The sequence below is a fragment of the Allosphingosinicella sp. genome (genome assembly GCF_059502505.1).
In genome coordinates this window covers 61,984-80,819 of sequence record NZ_JCACEU010000017.1, presented here as the reverse complement: position 1 = coordinate 80,819, position 18,836 = coordinate 61,984, and the positions used below count along the sequence as shown (strand labels likewise).

The 18,836-nt window shown below is 67.7% G+C and carries 17 protein-coding genes; 7 read left to right on the top strand and 10 right to left on the bottom strand.

Features of this window, described 5'->3' with window-relative positions:
- Nucleotides 1-9 precede the first annotated feature (9 nt).
- Nucleotides 10-252: a DUF2312 domain-containing protein gene (locus AC5JBD_RS12155; protein WP_495722079.1), complete on the bottom strand. Its 243-nt coding sequence runs from the start codon at nt 250-252 to the stop codon at nt 10-12.
- Nucleotides 253-390: 138 nt separating this feature from the next.
- On the opposite strand from AC5JBD_RS12155, the gene pyk reads away from it, so the two are divergent.
- On the top strand, nt 391-1,857 hold the full coding sequence (pyk, locus tag AC5JBD_RS12150; protein ID WP_495722078.1) for a pyruvate kinase: 1,467 nt from the start codon (nt 391-393) through the stop codon (nt 1,855-1,857).
- Nucleotides 1,858-1,882: 25 nt separating this feature from the next.
- On the opposite strand, the gene AC5JBD_RS12145 is transcribed toward pyk, so the two are convergent.
- From AC5JBD_RS12145 to galE, 6 genes are all read right to left on the bottom strand, one after another.
- Nucleotides 1,883-2,761 (bottom strand): NAD(P)H-hydrate dehydratase, encoded by an 879-nt coding sequence (locus AC5JBD_RS12145; protein ID WP_495722077.1) that lies wholly within the window; start codon nt 2,759-2,761, stop codon nt 1,883-1,885.
- The gene (locus AC5JBD_RS12140; protein WP_495722076.1) at nt 2,758-3,522 is read right to left on the bottom strand and encodes a histidine phosphatase family protein; all 765 of its coding nucleotides are present in this window, start codon (nt 3,520-3,522) and stop codon (nt 2,758-2,760) included. Before AC5JBD_RS12140 ends, AC5JBD_RS12145 begins: the two co-directional genes overlap by 4 nt.
- 183 nt (nt 3,523-3,705) lie before the next feature.
- A complete protein-coding gene (locus AC5JBD_RS12135; protein ID WP_495722075.1) occupies nt 3,706-4,317 on the bottom strand; it encodes an HAD family hydrolase in 612 nt (203 codons plus the stop codon).
- Nucleotides 4,318-4,357: 40 nt separating this feature from the next.
- Nucleotides 4,358-4,483, bottom strand: a complete 126-nt coding sequence (gene ykgO / locus AC5JBD_RS12130; RefSeq protein ID WP_006833921.1) for a type B 50S ribosomal protein L36 — start codon at nt 4,481-4,483, stop codon at nt 4,358-4,360.
- Between the two features lie 95 nt (nt 4,484-4,578).
- Nucleotides 4,579-5,493: a DUF4440 domain-containing protein gene (locus AC5JBD_RS12125; protein WP_495722074.1), complete on the bottom strand. Its 915-nt coding sequence runs from the start codon at nt 5,491-5,493 to the stop codon at nt 4,579-4,581.
- Between the two features lie 83 nt (nt 5,494-5,576).
- The gene (gene galE, locus AC5JBD_RS12120; RefSeq protein WP_495722073.1) at nt 5,577-6,590 is read right to left on the bottom strand and encodes a UDP-glucose 4-epimerase GalE; all 1,014 of its coding nucleotides are present in this window, start codon (nt 6,588-6,590) and stop codon (nt 5,577-5,579) included.
- Between the two features lie 88 nt (nt 6,591-6,678).
- Here galE and AC5JBD_RS12115 point away from each other — a divergent pair, with 88 nt between their 5' ends.
- The 3 genes from AC5JBD_RS12115 to gpmA are packed head-to-tail and all read left to right on the top strand — an operon-like array spanning nt 6,679 to nt 9,103.
- Nucleotides 6,679-7,290, top strand: coding sequence for a DUF4136 domain-containing protein (locus AC5JBD_RS12115; protein WP_495722072.1), 612 nt, complete (start codon nt 6,679-6,681; stop codon nt 7,288-7,290).
- Nucleotides 7,287-8,417, top strand: coding sequence for a M14 family metallopeptidase (locus AC5JBD_RS12110; RefSeq protein WP_495722071.1), 1,131 nt, complete (start codon nt 7,287-7,289; stop codon nt 8,415-8,417). Before AC5JBD_RS12115 ends, AC5JBD_RS12110 begins: the two co-directional genes overlap by 4 nt.
- Nucleotides 8,417-9,103 (top strand): 2,3-diphosphoglycerate-dependent phosphoglycerate mutase, encoded by a 687-nt coding sequence (gene gpmA, locus AC5JBD_RS12105; RefSeq protein WP_495722070.1) that lies wholly within the window; start codon nt 8,417-8,419, stop codon nt 9,101-9,103. Before AC5JBD_RS12110 ends, gpmA begins: the two co-directional genes overlap by 1 nt.
- A 209-nt stretch (nt 9,104-9,312) precedes the next feature.
- Here the strand turns inward: gpmA and AC5JBD_RS12100 are convergent, their stop codons facing one another.
- On the bottom strand, nt 9,313-9,930 hold the full coding sequence (locus AC5JBD_RS12100; protein WP_495722069.1) for a GGDEF domain-containing protein: 618 nt from the start codon (nt 9,928-9,930) through the stop codon (nt 9,313-9,315).
- A gap of 149 nt (nt 9,931-10,079) precedes the next feature.
- Between AC5JBD_RS12100 and purE the strand changes: the two genes are divergently transcribed.
- Complete coding sequence (gene purE, locus AC5JBD_RS12095) at nt 10,080-10,568, top strand: 5-(carboxyamino)imidazole ribonucleotide mutase (RefSeq protein ID WP_495722068.1); 489 nt, start codon at nt 10,080-10,082, stop codon at nt 10,566-10,568.
- A complete protein-coding gene (locus AC5JBD_RS12090) occupies nt 10,565-11,632 on the top strand; it encodes a 5-(carboxyamino)imidazole ribonucleotide synthase (RefSeq protein WP_495722067.1) in 1,068 nt (355 codons plus the stop codon). The genes purE and AC5JBD_RS12090 overlap by 4 nt, the downstream gene beginning before the upstream one ends.
- 31 nt (nt 11,633-11,663) lie before the next feature.
- Here the strand turns inward: AC5JBD_RS12090 and AC5JBD_RS12085 are convergent, their stop codons facing one another.
- Nucleotides 11,664-14,552 (bottom strand): M16 family metallopeptidase, encoded by a 2,889-nt coding sequence (locus AC5JBD_RS12085; RefSeq protein WP_495722066.1) that lies wholly within the window; start codon nt 14,550-14,552, stop codon nt 11,664-11,666.
- Nucleotides 14,553-14,642: 90 nt separating this feature from the next.
- The gene (locus tag AC5JBD_RS12080) at nt 14,643-16,790 is read right to left on the bottom strand and encodes an acylase (protein ID WP_495722119.1); all 2,148 of its coding nucleotides are present in this window, start codon (nt 16,788-16,790) and stop codon (nt 14,643-14,645) included.
- Nucleotides 16,791-16,889: 99 nt separating this feature from the next.
- Between AC5JBD_RS12080 and AC5JBD_RS12075 the strand changes: the two genes are divergently transcribed.
- Nucleotides 16,890-18,518, top strand: a complete 1,629-nt coding sequence (locus tag AC5JBD_RS12075; RefSeq protein WP_495722065.1) for a M28 family metallopeptidase — start codon at nt 16,890-16,892, stop codon at nt 18,516-18,518.
- Nucleotides 18,519-18,836 lie beyond the last annotated feature (318 nt).

Here is an 18,836-nt window from a genome sequence, read left to right as displayed (position 1 = left end):
ACGCCCGCATCAACCGAGGCCCAGCGCTGCCTTATAGGTCTCGAGCAGCGCCTCGGCCTCCTCGCGGACGTGCTTCTCCATCTTCCGGAGGCGCACGATCGAGCGCATCGTCTTGGTGTCGTAGCCGCGCGCCTTAGCCTCGCCGTAGACGTCCTTGACGTCGTCCGCGATCGCCTTCTTCTCTTCCTCCAAGCGCTCGATACGCTCGATCAGCAATCGCAGCTCGTCCGCCGCGATCGACCCCTCCGCCATGTGTTAACCCTCTTCGAATCCCGTGAGCGGCCTCGTCTAGGGGTCGCTCCGGCGCCGCTCAAGCGGCACCGTGAAGTGCGCGGGTTGAACTGCCGCCGATAGTGGTTATTCGGCCACTCAGCCCCTCACGGAGAGACCATGCCGACCTCGTTCGTCCCCCGCACCCGCAAGGTCCGCATCCTCGCAACATTGGGGCCGGCCAGTAACAGCCCCGACATCATCCGCCAGCTGATCGAGGCAGGCGCCGACGCCTTCCGGATCAACATGAGCCACGGCAGCCATGCCGATCATGCCGCCCGGATCGACATGATCCGCGCGCTGGAGAAGGAGCTCGAGCGGCCGACCACGATCCTCGCGGACCTCCAGGGCCCGAAGCTGCGCGTCGGCCGCTTTGCCGGCGACAAGGCCGTACTGGAGAAGGGCCAGAGCTTCTTCCTCGATCGCGACGAAGCGCCCGGCGACGCCACCCGCGTCAACCTGCCGCACCGCGAAATCTTCGAGGCGGTGAGCAACGGCACCCGGCTGCTGGTCGACGACGGCAAGCTGGTGCTGCGGGTCATCGACGCTCATCCCGACCGGCTCGAAACGCAGGTCGAGGTTGCCGGGACCATCTCCAACAACAAGGGCCTCAACGTGCCCGACGCGGTGCTGCCGCTCGCCGCGCTGACCGAGAAGGACCGCCAGGATCTTTCCTTCGCGCTCGACCAGCATGTCGACTGGGTTGCCCTCAGCTTCGTCCAGCGGCCCGAGGACGTCGCCGAAGCGCGGCGCCTGATTGCCGGCCGCGCGTCCCTGCTCGCCAAGATCGAGAAGCCTGCGGCCATCGACAGGCTCGACGGCATCCTTGAGCTCGCCGACGCGGTGATGGTCGCGCGCGGCGATCTCGGCGTCGAGATGCTGCCGGAAGAAGTCCCGCCCCTGCAGAAGCGGATCGTCGAGGCGGCCCGGCGCATGGGCCGCCCCGTGGTCGTGGCGACGCAGATGCTCGAATCGATGATCACTTCGCCCTCGCCGACCCGCGCCGAAGTTTCGGACGTGGCCACCGCGGTCTATGACGGCGCCGACGCGATCATGCTCTCGGCGGAGAGCGCGTCGGGCCAGTGGCCGGTCGAGGCGGTGGCGATGATGAACCGCATCGCGACCAGCGTCGAATCGGACCCCTCCCATTATGCCCGCGTCCATTTCACCGAGACGCCGGCCGATCCCACCACCAACGACGCCATCGCCGAAGCCGCCGCCAACATCGTGCAGACGGTAAGTGCGGCGGCGATCGTCTGCTTCACCTTCTCCGGCTCGACCGCCCGCCGCGTCTCGCGCGAGCGGCCGACTGTGCCCTTGCTCGTGCTGACGCCCTCGCCCAAGACCGCGCGCCGCCTCGGCCTGCTCTGGGGTGCCCATGCGGTGCGCACCCGGGACGTGTCGAGCTTCGAGGAGATGATCGGCAAGGCCAAGCGCATGGCGCTCCGCCACGGGCTGGCGAAGGCGGGCGAGCGCATCATCATCACCGCCGGCGTCCCATTCGGCACCCCGGGCTCCACCAACGTGGTCCACGTCGCCCGCCTGGTCGGCGACGAGCTCGACAAACACGGCAAGAACGGCGCCTAGCTCCCTCTCTCCGGGGGGGAGAGGGCTACTGGTGCATAAGGCGCGGTACCAGCTCCAGCAGTTCCCGGGCGAGGAAGCCGACCCGCCCGACCTTCGCCGCAAGCGTTCGGCCCGCCTCGCCGTGCAGGTAGACGCCCCACAACACCGCCGTCAGCGGATCGGCCCCACGCGCCGCAAGGCCGCCGACGATACCCGCCAGCGTGTCGCCCGAACCCGATGTCGCGAGACCCACGCCACCGCCCTGGAAGCGAAACGCGCGGCCGTCGGGCGCGACGATGTGACTGTATTCGCCCTTGCACAGGGTGACGGTGCCGTAGGTCTCCGCCGCACGCCGCGCCGCGCTCAGCGGATCTGAGGACACCTCCTTGCGATCGCAGCCGAGCAGGCGCGCCATTTCGCCGACATGGGGAAGCAGGATCGACGGTCCGGACCAGCGCTTCAATGCGCCCGCGCGCTCGGAGAGGCTGCCGAGCACGGCTGCGTCCAGGATCAGCGGCACCTCGAGGCCGCTGCCGAGCAGCCGGTCGAGCAGGCTTTCCAATGGGGCGCCATGCTGAAGCCCGCAGCCGAGCAGCACGGCCTGCGCGGCGCCGGCCCATTCGAGCAGCCGGTCGACCTCGCTTTCCGCGATGCACCCCTCCTCCGTCTCCGCCAGTCCGATCACGCGCGATTCCGGCACCGCCACGCCAATCTGGCAGGCGATGCTCGCCGCCGTGGCGATCTGGAGCTTGCCCGCGCCTGCCCGCAACGCCGCCACACCGGCAAGCAAGGCGGCCCCGGGCAGTTCGCGGCTGCCGCCGACGACGAGCAGCCGCCCCCGCTCCTCCTTGTCGCCATCGTCGGGATGGTGCGGCAGCGGGAAATGCTTCAGCAGCTCACGGTCCAGCGTCTCGGGCGCGCTCATCGTGCGGCCACCATCGCGTCCGGCTCGGACGTGATCGGGGCATGCTCCTCGATCAGCGGCGCGGCGAGATTGTATCTGACCAGCTTCGGTTCGCAGCCCAGCGCATCGTCCGGCTCGAACTCATATTCGCAGACGCCGCAATTGAGCACCGCCCCCTCCCTGTCGATCGCGAGGATCCCCGCCTCGTCCATCTCCTCGAGGATGTAGCGCAGGCACAGCACCACCACCTGGTGACAGACGATGAGCACGCGCTTGTCGGCATGATGCAGGCTGACGGTATCGAGCGCGCCGCGGAGCCGCAGGATCACGTCGGCCCAGCTCTCGCCTCCGGGCGGGCGGTGGTAGAATTTACCCAACAGCGCCCGATGCTCCGCCTGCTCGGGATACTTCTCGCGGATGCCGCCGGTGGTCAGCCGGTCGAAGATGCCGAACTCGCGCTCGCGCAGCCGCTCGTCGACGATCGGCGGCTTGGCCCAGCCGGTGACGCCGCCCGCTTCGCAGATCGCCTGCGCCGTCTGCCGCGCGCGGACATAAGGCGAGGAGAGCAGGACCTCCGGCCGCTCGTCCTCCGGCAGCGCCGCGAACCAATGGCCGACGGCGCGGGCCTGCTGGTGTCCGAGGTCGCTCAGCGGCACGTCCATGTCGCGCAGAGGGATGTCGATCACCGCTTGGCCCGCCGCGTCGGCAAGATCGCGCGCGACATTGCCCGCGCTCTGCCCGTGGCGAACGATCCAGAGCCGGGAAGGCCATCTTTGTCTCATGGGCGAAACAAAGCCTGAGAGGCGGATGGGTTGCCTCATCGCCTCCCCTCCCTTTCAAGGGAGGGGATCAAGGGGTGGGTGAGCGGGAGCGCGGCTCGATGCCGCGTTCCTGCTATCGACGCCGGAGGGCTCGCTGCGCTCGCACCCACCCCCAACCCCTCCCTTGAAAGGGAGGGGAGTTGGTCAGAGCAGCCCCTCGGCCTCCAGCCGCCGGCGGAGGTCTTCGGCGTCCGTGAACAGATGCGCATGCATCCCCACCGCCTGCGCGCCCTCCACGTTGATGATGCGATCATCGATGAACAAAGCCTCGGCCGGCTTCAGCCCGAAGCGGTCGAGCGCCAGATAATAGATGGCCGGATCAGGCTTCAGCAGCTTCTCCTCGCCGGACACGACGATGTCGCGGAAGCGGCGGAAGAAGACATCCTCCTTCGCGCGAAAAGGCGCCCAGAAATCGGCGGAGAAGTTGGTGATGGCGAAGAGCGGCACGCCCTTCGCGTCCAGCTTCTCGACGATCTCGTGCACGCCCGGCACCGGGTCGCTGATCGTCTCGCCGAAGCGATTGCCCCAGGCCGAGATCAGGTGCGCATAGTCCGGGAATTTCTCGGAAAGCTCAGCCTCGGCCTCGGCGAAGGGACGGCCGCCGTCCAGCGTGTCGTGCCAGCTCCAGAGGTCGACATCCTCGATGAACCGCGTCCGCGCCTCATCGTCCGCAATCTGCCTGACGAGGAAGCTGTCCGGATCCCAGCCGTACAGCACGTTGCCGACGTCGAAGACGACGCCTTTGATACCGCTCATCGAAGGAAGCCCATCAAAGTCCCGCTTTGATGGGGAGGTCTCAGCCCTGGCGCGCCTTGAAGCGGCGGTTGGTCTTGTTGATGACGTAGGTGCGGCCCCGGCGACGGATCACGCGGCAGTCGCGATGGCGCGACTTGAGGGACTTCAAGGAGTTGCGGATCTTCATGGCCGAACGACCGTCCTGTTCTTGCGATTCAAATGGCTGGAAAATGAAGGCCCCCACCTAGTGCGGCGGGCGCATCCAGTCAAGTTCGGCTGCTGCTATTCCGCCACATAGCGCCAGGGATCGTTGACCGAGTCCCTGCGCCAGACGGTCGTATAAGGAATTTGTGCAGGCTGCCCCTCCGGCACCGGGCCGTTCAGCCGAAGGAAGCCCCAGGTGATCCCGAAATCCCCGCTCGAGGCGACGAGCACGTCGTCCGGAGCCCAGGTGACCGGGCTGGTCGGCTCGTCCCCGAAGCCGGCGCCGATCGCCTCCGCGCCGACCACGAACTCGCTGCCCTGCCCCTGGTTGATCGCGTCCGCCCGGCCATATTTCTTGAACGCCGGCCCGATGCCGATCTTCTGGGCCTCGTCGGAGAAGGACCGCTCCGCCTGATCGAGGCTGGACTTGTATCGGGCGATCGCCGCCGCATCGCCTTTCGGCGCCACGAGCCGCGGCGGCAGCGAGGGCGGCAGCAGCTTGGCCGGCGCACTTCCATCGGGGCGCGCCCCGCGCTTGTACGAAGCGACGCGCCAGCCTTCGGGCTTCTTCACCCAATAAGAGACGTATTTGGCGTGGCGCGGCGGCTTACCGTCAGCGGTGATGGTCATATAGCCGGCCGTGAAGCCATGCTGCCCATCGGCCGAAATGCCGCCGCGGATCGGCGTCCATTCGGCCTTGGCGCCCCCATTGGCCGGGTTCGCGCGAAGGCCTTCGATAGCCTCCGCCTTGTTGCGGGAGAATTTGCCCGGCGGCATCCCCATCGAAACATCGTCCGCGAACATGGCGGAGATGCCGGTCACGAGGTCGGTCTTCGAACTGGCGGCAGCGAAGGCGCGGTCGGCGGCCAGGAGCTCCTCGACGACCGCTTGCGGGCTGCCCTGCGCCTGCGCCGCCGGCGCCGCCGCTCCTGCGGGCGCGCCTGCAACGATCATCGCACAGCTGATACCGATCGCCCTGAATGCATGCTTCACGCGCACCTCCCCATATGTCGATCGCCCGCTAGGCAGCCCGGCTGTCGGGCTCCAACGGGTTTCGACCAACAGCCGCCAAGGCGCTACGAACCTGCACCCCGCTCCGCCAGCTTGCGCTCCCAGGCAAGGGCGTCCTGGACGATCGTGTCGAGATCGTCGCGCTTGGGACGCCAGGGCAAGGTCGCGAGGATCTTGCCGTTGTCCGCGACCAGAGCGTCAGGATCACCCGCGCGGCGCGGCTCCATGCGGCGATCGATCTTCAGGTTGGTGACGCGGTCGACGCTGTCGAGCACCTCCAGCACCGAGAAGCCGCGGCTGTAGCCGCAGTTCATGACGTGGCTGGTCTCCGGGTCCTTGATCAGCTTCTCGAGCGCGTCGACATGGGCGGCGGCGAGATCGCTGACGTGGATATAGTCGCGAATGCCGGTGCCGTCGGGGGTGCTGTAATCGGTGCCGTAGACAGAGACATGGCTACGCTTGCCGATCGCCGCCTCGACCGCGACCTTGATGAGGTGCGTCGCGCCCGCCGTCGACTGACCGGAGCGGCCCTGCGGGTCGGCGCCGGCGACGTTGAAGTAACGCAGCGCGCAATAATTGAGCGGATGGGCGGCAGCGACGTCGGCGAGCATCCGCTCGGTCATCAGCTTCGACCAGCCATAGGGATTGATCGGCTGGGTGCGCTGGTCCTCGCGGATCGGGACTTGGTCAGGGATGCCGTAGGTCGCGGCGGTCGAGGAGAAGATGAAGTGGCGCACGCCGCCCTTCACCGCGCTCTCGATCAGCGAGCGGCTCTTCACCGTATTGTTCTCATAATATTTGAGCGGGTTCTCGACCGACTCCGGCACCACGATCGATCCGGCGAAGTGGATGATCGCCTTGATATTATGCTCCTCGATCAGCCGCGCGACCAGCGCCTGGTCGGCGATGTCGCCCTCGGCGAAGACGGCCGCCTCCGGCACCGCCCAGCGGAAGCCAGTGACGAGATTGTCGATCACCACCACCGGCCAGCCGGCATCGGTGAGGGCCAGCACCGCGTGGCTGCCGATATAGCCGGCGCCGCCGGTCACCAGCACGGCCGGCTTCTTGGTCGTCGTCATTAGAGGTGTCCCGCCTTTCTGAAGCTAAAATGCGTGCGGATCGTTCCAGACCCTATATGAAGCTGCCGCTAAGCCGAGAGGGACTGGAATGAAAAGATTTTTCTCCGCCACCTGTGCCATCGCCCTCTCCGCCGCGCTGGCGGGATGCGCCACCAGCAACCGCGGCGGCATCGTCGCCGCGCCCGAAGTCACCCGTTTCCATCTCGGCCAGCAGATCGCGCGCGGGCAGATCGCGGTCGAGCCCTTCGACGCGGCCGATGGCAACAGCATCGAGTTCCGCAGCTATGCCGACGCGGTCGCGCGCCAGCTCTCGGCGCTCGGCTGGACGGTGGTGAATACGGTCGGCCAGTCCGAGCAGGTCGCATTGGTCGACGTCCAGCAGGGCTCGCGCGAGATGCTGCGCAGCCGTTCTCCGGTCAGCATCGGCATCGGCGGCGGCACCGGCGGCTGGGGCAGCGGCATCGGCGGCGGCGTCAGCTTCGGCCTCGGCGGCGGCGGATCGCGCGAGCTGGTCGGCACCATGCTGGAAGTGCGCATCAAGCGCCGCTCCGACGGGACCGTCTTCTGGGAAGGCCGCGCCACCATGGAAGCCCGCGCCGGCAGCCCGGAGGCGGAGCGGACGGTGGCGGTGGAGCGGCTGGCCGGCGCGCTGTTTCAGGACTTCCCCGGAGAGTCGGGCCGCACTATCAGCGCGCGATGACACTTTCCATTTCGTCCGCCTTCGACGGCGGCAACATTCGCCTGGTCTCGATCGAGGATAACCGCGTCGAGCTTGAAATCGTCAAGGACAACCGCTCCCACTTCTACCAATGGTTCTACTTCCGCCTAACCGGCGGCGCCGGCCGGCCGGTCGAGCTGCGCATCGTCAATTGCGCCGAATCCGCCTATCCGCACGGCTGGCCGGGTTATCGCGCCTGCATGAGCCACGACCGGGAATATTGGGAGCGGGTCGACACCTCCTATGAGGGCGGTATCCTGACGATCCGCACGACGCCCGCTTCGAACAGCGTCTGGTTCGCCTATTTCGCGCCCTATACGATGGAGCGGCACGACGATTTCATCGCGTCCGTGATCTCGCATCCGGCGGTCCAGTATCGCTCGCTCGGCCAGACGCTCGACGGGCAGGAGCTCGACTATCTGAAGATCGGCGACGGCCCTTTCCAGGTCTGGCTCTACGCGCGCCAGCATCCCGGCGAGACCATGGCCGAATGGTGGATGGAAGGCGCGCTCGAGAAATTGCTCGACGACGCCGATCCGGTCACCCGGCGCCTGCGCGAGAAGGCGACTTTCCACGTCGTCCCCAATATGAACCCGGACGGTTCGCGCCGCGGCCACCTGCGCACCAACGCCGCCGGCATCAACCTCAACCGCGAGTGGCACGACCCCTCGCCGCAGCGCAGCCCGGAAGTGCTCTACGTGCTCGGCGAGATGGACAAGACCGGCGTCGATTTCGCGATGGACGTTCATGGCGACGAGGCGATCGCCGCCAACTTCCTCGCCGGCTTCGAGGGCATCCCCTCCTGGACCGAGGCGCAGGGCAATTTGTTCAACCGCTTCAGCGAGGCGCTGGTGCGGATCTCGCCCGATTTCCAGACCGACAAGGGCTATGAGATCCCCGCCCCCGGCCAGGCGAACCTGTCCATGTCCACCGCCCAGCTCGCCGAGCGCTTCGGCGCCGTCTCGATGACGCTGGAGATGCCGTTCAAGGACAATGACGACCTGCCGGACGCGGCGGAAGGCTGGTCCCCGGACCGCAGCCGCCTCCTCGCCCGCTCCTGCCTCGACGCGCTCCACGCGATCATCGACGAACTGCCCGCGCGCCGCTGATGCCCCGCCTCGTCCTGATCCGCCACGGCCAATCGGCCTGGAACCTCGAGAACCGCTTCACCGGCTGGTGGGACGTGGGCCTCACGCCCCAGGGCGAGAAGGAAGCATGGGAGGCGGGCGAGTTGATGCGGGAGCGCGGGCTCGACTTCGACCTCTGCTTCACCAGCTTCCAGACCCGGGCGATCAAAACGCTCCACATCGCGCTGGAGGCGATGGGCCGGCTCTGGCTGGCCGAGGAGAAGGACTGGCGCCTCAACGAGCGTCACTATGGCGGTCTCACGGGCCTCGACAAGGCCGAGACGGCGGCCAAGCATGGCGCCGACCAGGTGCATCTGTGGCGCCGCAGCTTCGACATCCCGCCGCCTTTGCCGGAGGAAGGAAGCCCGTGGGACCTCGCCAAGGACGTTCGCTACAAGGGCGTGCCGATCCCGCAGACCGAGAGCCTCAAGGACACGATCGCGCGCGTGCTGCCTTATTGGGAGGAGCGCATCGCCCCCGCCCTCCGGCAGGGCCAGCGCGTGCTCATCTCAGCCCACGGCAACTCGCTCCGCGCCTTGGTGAAGCACCTCTCGGCCATACCCGACGACGAGATTACCGGTCTCGAGATCCCGACCGGCCAGCCGATCGTCTACGAATTGGACGAGAGCCTGAACGAGATCGAGCGTTACTATCTGAAGGACCGCTGACCTCAGCCACTCCCTCTCCCTTGGATGGGAGAGGGTTGCGCAGCCTTGGCGAGCCTCTTGGCGAGCTTAGGCGAAGCTGGGTGAGGGTGGCAGCGTCACCGGATTTGCCGCGGACGGTGTCACCCTCACCAACTCCGCCTAGGCTCCTTGGTCGCCAAGGCTACGTATCCTCTCCCATCAGAGGGAGAGGGGAAAGCAAGGAGGACGATTCAGCCGTCCGTTTTCGCCAGCTGCACGTTACGATCGGCGCGCTGCAGCACGTCGTCCACCGTATCGCCCGGCAGGATCGTAGCGGTGCCGATCGACGCCTCGATCCGCACCTCAGAGCTGCCAAGGTCGAGCGGGTTGTCGGCCACGCAGCGGGCGATGCGCTCGCCGGTGTCGATCGCGCTGTCATGGTCGAGATGGTCGAGGATCAGGGCGAATTCGTCGCCGCCGATCCGCGCCGCGACGTCGGTCGAGCGGATCAGCCCCTGGAGCAGTCGCGCAACGTGGATCAGCGCAGCGTCCCCTGCGAAATGGCCGTGCGCGTCGTTGATCGCCTTCAGATTGTCGAGATCCAAGTAGAGCACCGCCGCGGGCGTGCCGTGCCGGGTGGCATAGGCGGTCACCCGCTCCAGCTCCCGCAGGAAGCGGCGGCGGTTCGGCAGCGGCGTCAGCGTGTCGCTGTCGGCGAGCTGCTCGAGCTCGAAGATCCGCGCCCGCATCTCGGACAGAGACGCGCGAAGCAGCGAGTTGCGGTCGGCAAGCTCCGACATCGCCGCACGCGCACGCGCGGTTAACTCCTCGTCGGCAAGGTCGGCAATGATGCTGTGATCGTCGGCCACGTTCGCTTTATTCCCGGCTGAAGGTTCGCGAACGGCTCTACCGCCTTTCGGTTAACAGATGGCCAAGGGGCCGGGAGGTGCGTACGGGCATTTGCCAGTTGCCGGGGCGCCGCCTAAGAGGCTGTGCTTCGCCGGGGCAAAGGTGGGCAATGGCAGAGCAAAAGCCGCTCGTCGGCATCATCATGGGCAGCCAGTCCGACTGGGAGACGATGCGCCACGCGGCCGACATGCTCGCGGCGCTGGGCGTGCCGCATGAGACGCGGATCGTCTCGGCTCATCGCACGCCCGACCGGCTCTACGATTATGCGAAGGGCGCGGCAGATCGGGGCCTGAAGGCAATCATCGCCGGTGCCGGCGGGGCTGCCCACCTGCCCGGCATGGCAGCGTCGATGACCCGGCTGCCCGTGCTCGGCGTGCCCGTGGAAACCAAGGCGCTGCGCGGCCTCGACAGCCTCTACTCCATCGTCCAGATGCCTGCCGGCGTGCCCGTAGGCACGCTCGCGATCGGCAAGGCGGGCGCGGCCAATGCCGGCCTGCTCGCGGCGGCGATGCTGGCGACGACGGACGACGCGCTCGCCGCGCGCCTCGACGCTTGGCGGCAGGCCCAGACCGACGGCATCGCCGAAACGCCGGAATGACAATCGTCGAGCCGGGCTCCACGATCGGCATCGTCGGCGGCGGCCAGCTCGGTCGCATGCTGGCGCTGGCGGCAGCCCAGCTCGGCTACAAATGCCATATCTACGCGCCGGAAGAGGCGCCTCCGGCTGCCGAGGTGTCGGCCCTGTTCACGCGCGGCGCCTATGACGACGAAGAGGCGCTCGCTCGCTTCGGGGCAGGCGTCGCCGTCGCCACCTACGAGTTCGAGAATATCGCCGCTAGGCCGCTCGACGCGCTGGCGGCGGAAACCCCGCTCTACCCTCCGCGGCGGGCCCTCGAGATTGCGCAAGACCGCCTGTCGGAAAAGGAGTTTGTCGCCGGCCTCGGCGGCCGGCCTGCTCCATTTGCGCCGGTATCGAGCTTGGAGGAGCTGAAGACGGCCCTCGGCAACATCGGCAGCCCTGCCATCCTGAAGAGCCGCCGGTTCGGCTATGACGGCAAGGGCCAGGCACGCATCCACGCCTCCGGCGAGGCGGAAGCCGCCTGGTCGTCGATGCGGGGAGCGCCTTCGATCCTGGAAGGCTTCATCCGCTTCGACGCTGAGTTTTCGATCCTGCTCTGCCGGTCGCCGTCGGGCGAGACCTTGTTCTGGGACGCCCCCCGCAATACCCATGTGAACGGCATTCTGGACCTGTCCGAGGCGCCCGCTCCGTCGGAGCTGGAGGCGGCGATCGGTGAAGCGAGGTCGCTGGCGCTCAAGGTCGCAGACGCACTCGATTATGTCGGTGTGCTGACGCTCGAATTCTTCGCCGGGCCGGATGGCGCGGTGTTCAACGAGATGGCGCCGCGCGTCCACAATAGCGGCCATTGGACGATCGAGGGATCACTCTCGTCCCAGTTCGAGAACCACATTCGCGCCCTCTGCGGCCTCCCGCTCGGCGCCACCGAAATGGTCGTGCCGCGGGTGCGCATGAAGAATCTGATCGGCGAGGACGTCGCGAGCTGGCGCGAGATCATGGCCGACAAGACCGCTCACGTGCACCTCTACGGCAAGGGCGAAGCCCGCCCCGGCCGCAAGATGGGCCACGTCACTTGGCTGGGCTGAGCTCCCCTCCCGGCAAGGGAGGAGAGATCAATCATTGCCCCGTGACGGGCGCTCCCGGCACCGCGTCCGGGCTCGCCTCCCGCACCTCGACCGGCAACCCGAGCTTCGCCAGCTGCGGCTGGACCTTGGCTGCCTCGCCGACCACCACCCAGACGAAATTCTTAGGATCGATCGCCTTGCGGGCGGCGGCGTTCAGCCGTTCCTGCGTCTGCGCCTGATAGATGTCGGCCAGCATCTCGTAATAATTGTCGGGGCGTCCGTAGAGGACGTTGGTCTGGATGCCGTTCAGCACCGCCGACGAGGTCTCGAAGCTGCCCGGAAGGCTGCGGACATTGTTCCTGACCGTGCGGGCCAGCTCTTCCTCGGTCACGCCCTTGCTGCCGAGGAAGTCGCGCACGTTGGTCATCAAAGCGGCGAGTGAATCCCCGGTCCGGTCGGCCTGGACGGGCGCGGAGATCAGGTAGGGCACGAGCTCGACGCCGCGCTGCACCCAGCCCCTGACGCCGTAGGACCAGCCCTTGGTCTCACGAAGGTCCATGTTGATGCGCGACAGGAAGTTGCCGCCGAGGATGTCGTTGGCGGAGATGATGTCGACGAGGTCGTCGCGGCCCTTGAAGGGCGTCACCAGCCCGCCAAGGATCACCGATTGCGGCGAGCCGGGGCGGTCGATCAGCACCACCCGCTGGCGGGCGGCCGGTATCGTCGCGGTGAAGCTCTTCATGCCCTTGGCCGCGGCCGGCGGCGCCCAGTGGCCGAAGCGGGCCTCCAGCATCGGCAGCAGCTGGTCGAGCGGCACGTCCGCGACCGCAAAGATCTCCAGATTGTCGGGCCGGATCCAGCGTTCCTTGAAAGCGATCAGGTCGCCCCGCTCCAGCTTCGTCACCGCCGCCGCGTCGCCGGCGCCGGCAGTCGCATAGGGATGGCTCTCGCCATAGAGCAAAGCCGGCAGCGCGCGGTTGGCGATGCCGTAGGGGTCCTTCAGCTCCTGGGCGATGGCGGTGAGTTGCTGCGCCTTGACGCGCTCCACTTCCGCCGGGGCGAAGGCCGCGTTCATGACCACGTCCGCCAGCAGGTCGAGCGACGGCGCGAGGTTCGGCGTCAGCGCGGAGAGGTTGACGTTGGTGCGGTCGATCGTGGCGCTGGCGCTGATCTTGGCGCCGAGCCGCTCCTGCTCTTCGGCAATCTCGACCGAGCTCAGCCGCGTCGTGCCCTCGTCGAGCAGGCCGAGCACCAGCGCCTGCGTGCCGCGCGCGTCGACCGGATCGGCGGCGTTGCCGGCATCGAACGACAACGCGATCCGCGCCGTCGGCGTCGCCGTTCGCTGCGCGTAATGGACCTTGACGCCGTTGGAGAGCGTCGCGTGCTGGACGTCCGGGAAATCGAGCTCGCCAAGCTGCCCGACCTCCGGCATCTGGCGCGCGAACTTGGTCGGCGTCTTGGCGTTGGCCGCAGGCTTGGCGGGCGCCGCGGCGGCGACCGCCTTCGCTTCCTCGTAAGCCTCGCGTTCGCCCGGCGCGAGCGTGAGCTTGAGCGCGGGCCTGTTCAGCCATTGCTGCAGTGCCTGCCGCACCTGCGCGGGCGAGGTCTGGGCGTAGAGCTCCAGCGACTTCTTGTAGAAGAGCGGATCACCGGCGTAGACCTGTCCCTCGGCCAGCGCGACGGCCTTGCCGCCGAAGCCGCCGACCTGCTCCAGACCCATGATCCGCTGCGACACCTCGATCGTGGAGGCGCGGGTCAGCTCCTCGGGCTTCGGCCCCTCCGCTACGAACTGCGCCACCAGCTCGTCGAGCCGCCGCTCGACCAGCGCGGGATCGACGCCCGGCTTCACCGTCGCGCTGACGGTGAACAGGCCGACGCGCTGGAGCGGGATCAGGCCCGCGCTCACCGAGACTGCGATCTTCTCGTCGCGCACCAGTACGTTGTCGAGCCGGGAGCTCGACAGACCGCCGAGCACCCAACCGCCGAGGTCAAGCGCGACCAGTTGCTCGTCGAGCAGGCCCGGCACCGGCCAGTAGCGCGACACTGTCGTCGCCGCGACGCGGTCGTGCATCACGACCTCCTTGGGCGCGCTCAAGGTCGGCACGGCGGCCTGCGCCGGCTCGTTCACCGGCCCGCGCTTGATTGCGCCGAAATACTTCTCGACGAGAGGCCTGGCGCTGGCCGGGTCGATGTCGCCGGCGAGCACCAGCACGGCATTGTTGGGTCCGTAATTGTCGCGGAACCACTGCTTCACGTCGGCGAGGCTCGCCGCATCCAGGTCCGCCATCGATCCGATCGTCGAGTGGCGATAGGGATGCCCCTCCGGGAAGATCTCCTCCAGCACGCGGTACCAGACGAGGCCGCCCGGGCGGTTGTCGCCCTGGCGCTTCTCGTTCTGGACGACGCCGCGCTGGTTATCGAGCTTCTCCTGCGTGACCGCACCGAGCAGATAGCCCATGCGGTCGGACTCGAGGAACAAGGCCCGTTCCAGCGCCGCCGTCGGCACCGTCTGGAAATAGTTGGTCCGATCGAAGCTGGTCGTGCCGTTATAGTCAGTCGCGCCGATCTGCTGCAGCGGCTCGAAGAAGTCGCCCGGCGAATTTTCCGAGCCGTTGAACATCAGATGCTCGAACAGATGGGCGAAGCCGGTCTTGCCCTTGGGCTCGTCCTTCGACCCGACATTGTACCAGACCGACACCGCCACCACCGGCGCCTTGCGGTCCTCGTGGACCAGCACGGTGAGGCCGTTCTCGAGGGTGAAGCTCTGAAACGGGATGTCGACGCGGCTGACCAGCTCGGGAACGGGCGCCGCGGGGGCGATTCCCGGCTCGGCCGGAGCGGCGGCGGGTGTGGTCGGGGCTTCGGCGTTTGTGGTGGAGGTCGCGCAGGCCGGCAGGATCAAAGCGGTGCCGAGCAGGAGCGGGAGCAAGGTGCGACGCATCAAGAAACTATCCTCTTCATCCCTGTGCGCGCAAAATAGAGACTAAGGCCCGGGGTGCAACAATTTGGTCCCGGAAAAAGTCCTTGAAAATCAAGGCCTGTGGGATCGGCGTGCATGCGCGCGGAGGTCCGCAGGCTCGAAATGGACCGGTTTCAGCCGGTGCCGGACGAACAGGGGCGCTTGGTCGGCATAATGGGGCGACTCCGGCCGGTCGCTCGCCCCGAACGGCATGATCGAGCGGGACCGCACCTTCCCCGCCTGGTCCCACGACACGAACATGATGAAGCTGTCGCCGTGCCGCACCTTCGCCCGTCCGTCCTCCTCGATGTCCCAGAGCGGCGCCGCGCGCAGCACGTCCGGCCCGCCGTCCATCGGCAGGTCGACCTTGCCCCGACGCAGGCGGAGCAGGCTTCCCAGCGGCGGGTCGAGCCGGCCGAAATGGGTGCGCAGATGCGCGGCGGCTGCCTCCAGCTCCTCCTTCGCATCGGGCGGAGGCAGGCGCCGGTAATGCTGGCGATTGGCAGGGCGAGTGACCAGCAGGGCAAGCGCATCGGCCGACCCGCGCCCGTCCAGCGTCCAGTCCCAGGTGGCGAGCAGGGCCTGCGCCTCCCGCAGCTCGCCAGCGCCGCGAAGGTCAAGCGCCGCAATCGCCTGCATCCAGTCCGTCAGATAGGAGCGGCGGCTGAAGCCGGTGTCATATTTGATAACCTCCAGCTCGGCCTCGCTGATCGAGCGGTCCGCCTCCATCAGCTCGATCGAGCGGATGCCGCGATTGGTGGAGTCGGTCTCGATGCCCATTCGCGCCGGAAAGGCGGCGGGATCGAGCTCCGACCCAGGTCCCGCGGCCAGGAACGGCGTGTTGTTGGCATTGATGATGTAGCCGCTCGCCGGATTGACGATCCGCGGCACCCGCGCGAACGGCAGCGACCGCGTCCACAAGGCTGCCGACCTGTCGCCCGGCAGCACCTTGCCCCAGTCGAAGCCCGGCCGCCGATCGGGAAAGATCGCATTGTAGAAGAAGGCGATGTTCCCAGCCGCATCGGCATAGAGGAAGTTAGTGGCCGGCACGCCCTGGATCGCCATGGCGCGCTGCCACTCGCCAAAATCGCGTGCCTTGGTGAGCCGGTAATATTGCTCGATCATCCTGAGCTGATCGGCGCCCGCATAGCGGATCGCGAACGCGCCCCTTTCGTTGATCAGCACCGGCCCGTGCACCGACCGGTAGAGCGTCCGCGGCACCGGCACCACGATCGGTCCCATCCGCACCTTCAGCACCACGCGCTTGCGTTCCAGCGGCCGCCACTGCCCGTCGAACAGGTAGTTCTCGCCGCTCTCGTCGAGGGTGAGCTTGTAAACGTCGATCAGGTCGGGCCGGTTGACCGTGTTGGTCCAGCCGAGCGTGCGATTATGCCCCATCAGCGGGAAGGGCGAGCCCGGGAACAGGGCGCCGGCAAAGTCCCAGCCCTCGCGGCTGTGCACCACCGCCTCGTACCAGGCGACGCCGCCGCTCCACGGCTGGTGCGCGTTGGAGACGAGCCGCGTCGCCCCGTCCGCCGACCGCGACGGCGCCACCAGGAAAGCGTTGGAGCCCTTCTCGATCTCGTCCGGACCGGCGGGCGTCACATTGGGCGCATCCGGGATCGTTCCGGCGCGCTCGGGTCGCAAATCCTCGTCGCGGGCAAGCGCGCCAATCACCGTGTCTAGGCCGAAGAAAAACGGGGAGCGCAGCACGAACCCGGCCGCCACGTCCCTGCCGTCGGCGGGAAACAGCCCGCTGAGCCGCGCCTCGCCGGGATGCTTCTCGACATAGCGGTTGAGCCCCGCCGCATAGGCTTCGAGCAGCGCCCGCACATCCGCCGGCTGGCGGTCATAAGCCCGATCGACCGTCTTCCGCACGTCGAGCAGTGCCGCCGCGAAGTCCGTCGCCGCACCGTCGGCGCCATTGAGCGCGCCGAGGCGGCTGCGGGTCATCGCCAGCACCTCCTCCAGCGTCTCGAAATCGTCTTCGGCATGGGCGTAGGCGAGGCCGTAGGCGACGTCCGCGTCCGTCGCCCCGAAGATGTGGGGCACGCCGAACTCGTCCCGAACGATCGTGACGTCGTAGGTCCGCCGTCCGGGCACGTCCCGCCGTTCCGCCCAGAACGGCTCCCAGAACGCAAGCCCCGCCAACACGAGCAGGAGCAGGACCAGCAGGCCCAGGCCAATGCGCTTCGCTCTCCGCCCGATCACCCGCCCCATGGCGGCAGTTGGTGACACGATCCCGTCCGGCTGTCACCCGGGATGACGGAGCGGGGAATCTGCGCTAGCCCTCCTGCACCCTCAGCTCCGGGAGCTCGCATGCGCTTTCTCGCCGCCTTCTCTCTTCTCGCTCTCTCCCTCCCCGTCGCCGGCTCCGCCCAGCAGCAGGAGGCGGTGCCCGTCTTCGCGCCCGAGGCGTTCCGCGCCCATGTCGACTTCCTCGCCGACGACCTGCTCGAAGGCCGCGACACCGGCACCCGCGGCTACGACATCGCCGCCAATTACGTCGCCACCCGCTTCCAGGCGCTTGGCCTAAAGCCCGGCGCCAACGGCAGCTGGTATCAGCAGGTCCCCTTCCTCGTCGGCCGCCTCTCCGACCAGGCGCCGACGGTGACGATCGGCGGCCGCAGCTTCGCCAACGGCCAGGACGTGCTCGTCTACCCGACGACGGCCGAAGCCACCCAGAGCGTCGAGGCCCCGGTCGTGTTCGTCGGCTACGGGCTCGACATGCCCGCCCAAGGCTTCGACGATTATCGCAGCCTGGACGTGCGCGGAAAGATTGTCGCCGTGCTGACCGGCTATCCCAACGGCACCGCCAGCGAGATGGGCGCCCACCTCAATGCCGAAAAGGCGCGCATGGCGGAAAAGCGCGGCGCCGTCGGCATGGTCACGATCCTGACCAAGCAGGCCTCGGGCATGATTCCCTGGTCGCGCCGGACTGCGGGCCTGCGGGAGCCGTCGATGAGCTGGGTTCGCCCCGATGGACGCGCCTTTCAGCGCGCGCCGGGCATCCGTGCCGCCGCGACGCTCGGCGATGCCGCCGCCGAGGCCCTCTTCGCCGGCTCCGGCCGCTCCCTCTCCGCCGTTCTAACAGAGGCCGAGCGCGCCGGCGGCAAGCCCCGCGGCTTTGCGCTGAAGCCGACGCTTCGGATCGAACGCCAGAGCGACATCAGCCGCATCACCAGCCCCAACGTCCTTGCCGTCCTCCCGGGCTCGGACCCCGCGCTCGCCAACGAATATGTCGTGCTGATGGCCCATCTCGACCATGAGGGCGTCAACCCCGCTGCCGAGGGCGACAAGATCTACAATGGCGCGATGGACAATGCCGCTGGCACCGCGACCCTGATCGAGGTCGCCAAGGCCATGGCCGCCTCCCCGAACCGGCCAAAGCGCTCGATCCTGTTCGCGGCCGTCACCGCCGAGGAGAAGGGCCTGCTCGGCTCCGAATATCTCGCGCAGAACCCGGTTGTCGGCAGCGGCAAGGTGGTCGGCGTCGTCAATCTCGATATGCCGGTCCTGCTCTATGACTTTACCGACCTGATCGCCTTCGGCTCCGACCATTCGACGCTCGGCGAGACTATCGCCCGCGCCGGCGCACAGATGAACATCGCCCTCTCCGCCGATCCGATGCCGGAGCAGGGCATCTTCACCCGCTCCGACCATTATCGCTTCGTCCAGGCGGGCGTGCCTTCGGTGATGCTGATGACCGGCTTCGCCAATGGCGGCGAGAAGATCTGGAAGGACTTCTTCGCCCAATATTATCACAAGCCCACCGACGAGCCCGACCTCCCCTTCAACTGGGACGCCGCCGCCAAGTTCGCCCGCATCAACTACCTGATCGCCCGCGAAATCGCCGACGCGCCGGAAGCTCCGCGCTGGTACGGCAACAGCTTCTTCGGCCAAGCCGTCGGCGGCGATCAACTCAAGGCGACGCGCTCAGCGCCCTAATTCCCCCTCCCGTTTTAGGGAGGGGATCAAGGGGTGGGTGGCGACTGAAGCGGCTCAATGCCGCTGAAGGTGCATCCGAGCGGGCATCAAGCCCGCCCGGCTGCCACCCACCCCCAGCCCCTCCCTTGGGGAAGGGAGAGTTGGGCGGGTGCGAAGCGGACCTTTCCTACAGTGGCCGCCAGCGGCTACCCTGCGACCATGCCGTCGCTCTCTCCCTGTCTCGGTATCGTCCAAAGCAATGGCTGGGCCAAGCTGACACAGGGTGGATGGCATGTGTCAGTTGTGTAAGCTTTACCCTGTCGGTGCGCCTCGGGCGCC

Excerpts from the sequence above, each read along its gene's own strand:
- AC5JBD_RS12155 (WP_495722079.1), bottom strand. The coding sequence starts at position 252 with ATGGCGGAGGGGTCGATCGCGGCGGACGAGCTGCGATTGCTGATCGAG.
- pyk (WP_495722078.1), top strand. The coding sequence starts at position 391 with ATGCCGACCTCGTTCGTCCCCCGCACCCGCAAGGTCCGCATCCTCGCA.
- AC5JBD_RS12145 (WP_495722077.1), bottom strand. The coding sequence starts at position 2,761 with ATGAGCGCGCCCGAGACGCTGGACCGTGAGCTGCTGAAGCATTTCCCG.
- AC5JBD_RS12140 (WP_495722076.1), bottom strand. The coding sequence starts at position 3,522 with ATGAGACAAAGATGGCCTTCCCGGCTCTGGATCGTTCGCCACGGGCAG.
- AC5JBD_RS12135 (WP_495722075.1), bottom strand. The coding sequence starts at position 4,317 with ATGAGCGGTATCAAAGGCGTCGTCTTCGACGTCGGCAACGTGCTGTAC.
- ykgO (WP_006833921.1), bottom strand. The coding sequence starts at position 4,483 with ATGAAGATCCGCAACTCCTTGAAGTCCCTCAAGTCGCGCCATCGCGAC.
- galE (WP_495722073.1), bottom strand. The coding sequence starts at position 6,590 with ATGACGACGACCAAGAAGCCGGCCGTGCTGGTGACCGGCGGCGCCGGC.
- AC5JBD_RS12115 (WP_495722072.1), top strand. The coding sequence starts at position 6,679 with ATGAAAAGATTTTTCTCCGCCACCTGTGCCATCGCCCTCTCCGCCGCG.
- AC5JBD_RS12110 (WP_495722071.1), top strand. The coding sequence starts at position 7,287 with ATGACACTTTCCATTTCGTCCGCCTTCGACGGCGGCAACATTCGCCTG.
- gpmA (WP_495722070.1), top strand. The coding sequence starts at position 8,417 with ATGCCCCGCCTCGTCCTGATCCGCCACGGCCAATCGGCCTGGAACCTC.
- purE (WP_495722068.1), top strand. The coding sequence starts at position 10,080 with ATGGCAGAGCAAAAGCCGCTCGTCGGCATCATCATGGGCAGCCAGTCC.
- AC5JBD_RS12090 (WP_495722067.1), top strand. The coding sequence starts at position 10,565 with ATGACAATCGTCGAGCCGGGCTCCACGATCGGCATCGTCGGCGGCGGC.
- AC5JBD_RS12085 (WP_495722066.1), bottom strand. The coding sequence starts at position 14,552 with ATGCGTCGCACCTTGCTCCCGCTCCTGCTCGGCACCGCTTTGATCCTG.
- AC5JBD_RS12080 (WP_495722119.1), bottom strand. The coding sequence starts at position 16,790 with ATGGGGCGGGTGATCGGGCGGAGAGCGAAGCGCATTGGCCTGGGCCTG.
- AC5JBD_RS12075 (WP_495722065.1), top strand. The coding sequence starts at position 16,890 with ATGCGCTTTCTCGCCGCCTTCTCTCTTCTCGCTCTCTCCCTCCCCGTC.